The following is a 4,348-nucleotide window of genomic DNA, read 5'->3' as shown; positions in this document are numbered from 1 at the left end:
GCGGCCATCGCCGTGGGGGCCGACAACCTGTTCCCACCGATCCCGAGCGAGATCATCCTGCCCCTGGCCGGGTTCGCCGCCGCGCAGGGCACGTTCTCCCTGGCCGGTGCGTTGTTCGCGACGACGGCAGGGTCGGTCATCGGTGCCGCGATCCTCTACTGGTTGGGTCGCGGCTACGGACGCGACCGCACCGTGTGGGTGTTCGAGAAGGTCCCGCTGCTCAAGGTCAGCGACCTCGAGCGCACCGAGGCCTGGTTCGCGAAGCACGGGACGAAGGCGATCTTCTTCGGCCGGATGGTGCCGATCTTCCGCAGCCTGATCTCGTTGCCGGCGGGCGTGGAGAAGATGCCGTTCGCGCTGTTCCTCCTGCTCACGACGGCCGGCAGCCTGATCTGGAACAGCATCTTCGTCATCGCCGGCTACCGGCTGGGCGAGAACTGGGAGCAGGTCGAGCCCTACGCCGACACGTTCCAGAAGGTCGTCATCCTCGGCGTGCTGCTCGTCATCGCGGTCTTCGTCGTGGTGCGGGTCCGTCAGCTGCCGCGCTTTCACCGGGAGCGCTGACCGTGGGCGACGTCGTGGCCGTCTCGCGGATCGCGTCGCTGCTGCCGTCGGCCACCGAGATCGTCTACGCCCTCGGCCTCGACGACCGGCTCGCGGCCGTGACCTTCGAGTGCGACGAGCCGGCCCGGGCGCGGCTGGACCACCGGGTGGTGGTGACCGGCGCCGACACGAGCGGCTGGACGCCCGGTGAGATCGACGCGTACGTCCGGGAACGTCGAGCCGCCGGTGTGGACCTGTACACCCTCGACGAGGGAGCACTGGCCGACGTCGAGCCCGACCTGGTGCTCACCCAGGACCTGTGTCGCGTGTGCGCGCTGCCGACCGACCGGGTCGATGAGGCGCTGGCGCACCTGGGCTGCAGCGCCGACGTGCTGACGCTCGACCCGCACACCCTCGAGGACGTGCTGGCCTCGGTGGAGCGGGTCGCCGCTGCGGCGGGTGTGCCCGGTCGCGGGCGCGACGTCGTGGCCGGACTGCGTGAGCGGCTCGCTGCGGTCGCCGCCGCGGCGCAGGGCCGGCCACGGCCGAGGGTGGCCGTGGTCGAGTGGGTGGACCCGCTGTTCACGGGTGGCCACTGGATCCCCGACCAGGTGGCGGCTGCCGGCGGCGAGCCGGTGGGCATGCACCCGGGGACCCCGTCCGGCCCGTCGGCGTGGGACGGCCTGCGGGCGGAGCGGCCCGACGTCGTCCTCGTGGCGCCGTGCGGCTACGGGCTCGACGGCGCGGCCGAGCAGGCCGCGGTGGTGAGGCGGGAGCTGCCCGACGCCCAGGTGTGGGCGATCGACGGCAACGCCGTGGTGGTGCGACCGGGTCCTCGGCTGGTCGACGGGGTCGAGGCGATGGCCTCGGTGCTTCACCCGGACGTCGTCGAGCCCTCGCTGCACGTGCGGCGGGTGCCGTAGCGCCGCCCGCCTCCCAGCTGTCGAGGTCGAGGACGGCGTGCTCGCCTGCCGCGGTGACGCGCCGTTCGGCGATCGACCGGTGAGGAGGTGCGCGCGAGGGCAGCAGGTCTAGCCTCGAACCATGACCTCCTCAGCCCTCCCCGACGTCCCCACCCAGCTGTTCATCGGCGGTTCCTGGCGCGACGCGAGCGGCGGCTCGACGTTCGCGGTGGAGAACCCCGCCGACGGCTCCACGCTCGTGCAGGTCGCGGACGCCACGGTCGACGACGGCAAGGCCGCGATCGACGCCGCCGTGGCCGCGCAGGCGGGCTGGGCGAAGGTGCCGCCGCGCGACCGCGGCGAGATCCTGCGCTCCGCCTTCGAGACGGTCACGGCTCGCGCCGACGAGCTGGCCACGATCATGACCCTCGAGATGGGCAAGCCGCTCAGCGAGAGCAAGGCCGAGATCACGTACGGCGCGGAGTTCCTGCGCTGGTTCTCCGAGGAGGCGGTGCGCATCTCGGGCCGCTACTCGGTGGCCCCCAACGGCGCCACGCGTCTGCTCACGCTGAAGCAGCCGGTGGGCCCGTGCCTGATGATCACGCCCTGGAACTTCCCGCTCGCGATGGGCACCCGCAAGATCGCGCCGGCCATCGCCGCCGGCTGCACGATGGTGGTCAAGCCCGCGGGCCTCACGCCGCTCACCATGCTGTGGCTCGCCAAGGTGCTCGAGGAGTCGGGCGTGCCCGAGGGCGTACTCAACGTCGTCACCACGAAGAGCACCGGCGAGGTGATGGAGCCGATCATCCGCGACCCGCGTCTGCGCAAGCTCACGTTCACCGGCTCCACCGAGGTCGGCCGGTCGCTGGTCGAGCAGAGCGCCGAGGGCCTGCTCCGCGTCTCGATGGAGCTCGGCGGCAACGCCCCGTTCCTGGTGTTCGGCGACGCCGACGTCGACGCGGCCGTCGAGGGCGCGATGCTCGCCAAGATGCGCAACATCGGCGAGGCGTGCACCGCCGCCAACCGGTTCATCGTCCACGCCGACGTCGCCGAGGAGTTCTCCACCAAGCTCGCGGACAAGATGGCCGCGCTCAAGGTCGGCGACGGCCTCGAGGACGACGTCAAGGTCGGCCCCCTCGTCGAGGAGNCCGGAGGCCAGGTGCCCGACGGTCAGGGGTGGTTCTACCCGCCGACGGTCCTCACCGACGTCCCGCTCTCGGCGAAGGTCACCACCGAGGAGATCTTCGGCCCGGTCGCCCCGATCTTCACCTTCACCGACGAGGACGAGGCGCTGCGCCTGGCGAACGACACCGAGTACGGGCTCGTCGCCTACGCCTTCACCACCGACTACGCCCGCGCGGTCCGCGTGTACGAGGGCCTGGAGACCGGCATGGTCGGCATCAACCAGGGCATCGTCTCCAACCCCGCCGCCCCGTTCGGCGGCGTGAAGGCCTCCGGCTTCGGCCGCGAGGGCGGCGCCGAGGGCATCGAGGAGTACCTCGAGACGAAGTACGTGGGGCTCGGTGGGCTCTGAGTCTGCGTCGGCCCGCGTCCTCCGGCGGTCGCTGACCTGGCGCGGGCGCACCGTGGCGTGGGACCGGTTCGGCGACGGCCCGCCGCTCGTCCTGCTGCACGGGACCCCGTGGTCGTCGGCCCTGTGGCGCCCGATCGCGGACGCGCTGGCGCGCGACTTCACGGTCCACCTGTGGGACATGCCGGGTTTCGGTTCCTCCTCGAAGCGGCCGGAGGACGCCGTCGACCTCGGCACCCAGGGTGAGCTGTTCGCCGACCTGCTCATGGAATGGGGTCTGGACCGACCTCACGTCGTGGCCCACGACATCGGTGGCGCCGTCGCCCTGCGCGCCCGTCTCCTGCACGACGTCCGCTACGCGTCGTTGTGCCTCGTCGACGTGGTCGCCCTCTCGCCGTGGGGGTCGGACTTCTTCACGCTCGTGCAGCAGCACGCGGACGTCCTCGAGCAGCTTCCTCCCGCGGTCCACCGAGGGGCGGTGGAGGCCTACGTCCGCGGCGCCGCGTCGCGGTCACTGCGCGACGACGACCTCGCCATGCTCGTCGACCCCTGGACCGGCGACCTCGGACAGCCGGCGTTCTACCGCCAGATCGCCCAGGCCGACGAGCGGCACACCGACGAGGTCGAGCCGCGCTACGGCGACATCGACGAACCGGTGCACGTGGTCTGGGGGTCGGCCGACGCCTGGATCCCCGTGGACCGTGCTCATCGGCTCGTGGAGCTCATGCCTCACGCCGGCCTCACCGTGCTGGACGGGGCGGGTCACCTGGTCCAGCTCGACGCACCGGAGGCGCTCGCCGCCGACCTGACCCGCTGGCTGGGGTCGGTCACACGCTGACGTCGGCCCGGCGGTCGTCGGGACGCTGCGGACCCCGGCCGGATTGGAACTGCTCGACGTAGAGCCGGGCGTACAGCCCGCCGGCGCTCAGCAGCTCGTCGTGGGTGCCCTGCTCGACGAGGACGCCGTCCTCGATGCCGAAGATGACGTCGGCGTCGTGGATGGTGGAGAGCCGGTGCGCGATGGCGATGGTGGTGCGGTTGGCGCGGGCCCGCTCCAGGGCCTGCTGCACGAGCCGCTCGGTCTCGGTGTCGAGCGCCGACGTGGCCTCGTCGAGGATGAGGATGCGGGGGTCGGCGAGGAGCACGCGGGCGATCGCGAGCCGCTGCTTCTCACCGCCGGACAGCCGGTAGCCGCGCTCGCCGGTGATCGTCTCGTAGCCCTCGGCGAAGCTGAGGATGCGGTCGTGGATGTTCGCGTCGCGGGCCGCCTGCTCGATCTCGGCGGCGGTGGCGTCGGGACGGGCGTAGGCGAGGTTGTCTCGGATCGTGCCGTGGAACAGGTACGGCTCCTGCGTGACCATGCCGACGGAGC

The 4,348-nt window shown here is 72.1% G+C and carries 5 protein-coding genes and 1 pseudogene; 5 read left to right on the top strand and 1 reads right to left on the bottom strand.

What is annotated here, in order from left to right; all coding sequences use genetic code 11:
* From ASF38_RS09265 to ASF38_RS09250, 5 genes and pseudogenes are all read left to right on the top strand, one after another.
* On the top strand, positions 1-564 hold a 564-nt coding region (locus ASF38_RS09265), incomplete at its 5' end, for a DedA family protein (protein WP_056575353.1).
* A gap of 2 nt (positions 565-566) precedes the next feature.
* Positions 567-1,466, top strand: a complete 900-nt coding sequence (locus tag ASF38_RS09260) for an ABC transporter substrate-binding protein (RefSeq protein WP_056575350.1) — start codon at positions 567-569, stop codon at positions 1,464-1,466.
* A gap of 121 nt (positions 1,467-1,587) precedes the next feature.
* Positions 1,588-2,592, top strand: a pseudogene (locus tag ASF38_RS09255) (aldehyde dehydrogenase family protein); the annotation flags it as partial.
* Position 2,593: 1 nt separating this feature from the next.
* The coding region (locus ASF38_RS19350; protein ID WP_235497594.1) for an aldehyde dehydrogenase family protein at positions 2,594-2,979 on the top strand (386 nt) is incomplete at its 5' end.
* On the top strand, positions 2,969-3,814 hold the full coding sequence (locus ASF38_RS09250) for an alpha/beta fold hydrolase (protein WP_056575344.1): 846 nt from the start codon (positions 2,969-2,971) through the stop codon (positions 3,812-3,814). The genes ASF38_RS19350 and ASF38_RS09250, both read left to right, overlap by 11 nt.
* Here the strand turns inward: ASF38_RS09250 and ASF38_RS19345 are convergent.
* Positions 3,804-4,348, bottom strand: a 545-nt coding sequence (locus tag ASF38_RS19345; RefSeq protein WP_235497592.1) for an ABC transporter ATP-binding protein, incomplete at its 5' end; no start/stop codon positions are given. The genes ASF38_RS09250 and ASF38_RS19345 overlap by 11 nt on opposite strands.

It is taken from the genome of Aeromicrobium sp. Leaf272 (assembly GCF_001422865.1).
Classification (GTDB): Bacteria; Actinomycetota; Actinomycetes; order Propionibacteriales; family Nocardioidaceae; genus Aeromicrobium.
Note: the sequence above shows the minus strand (reverse complement) of the source record. Positions and strands in the feature narration are given on the sequence as shown.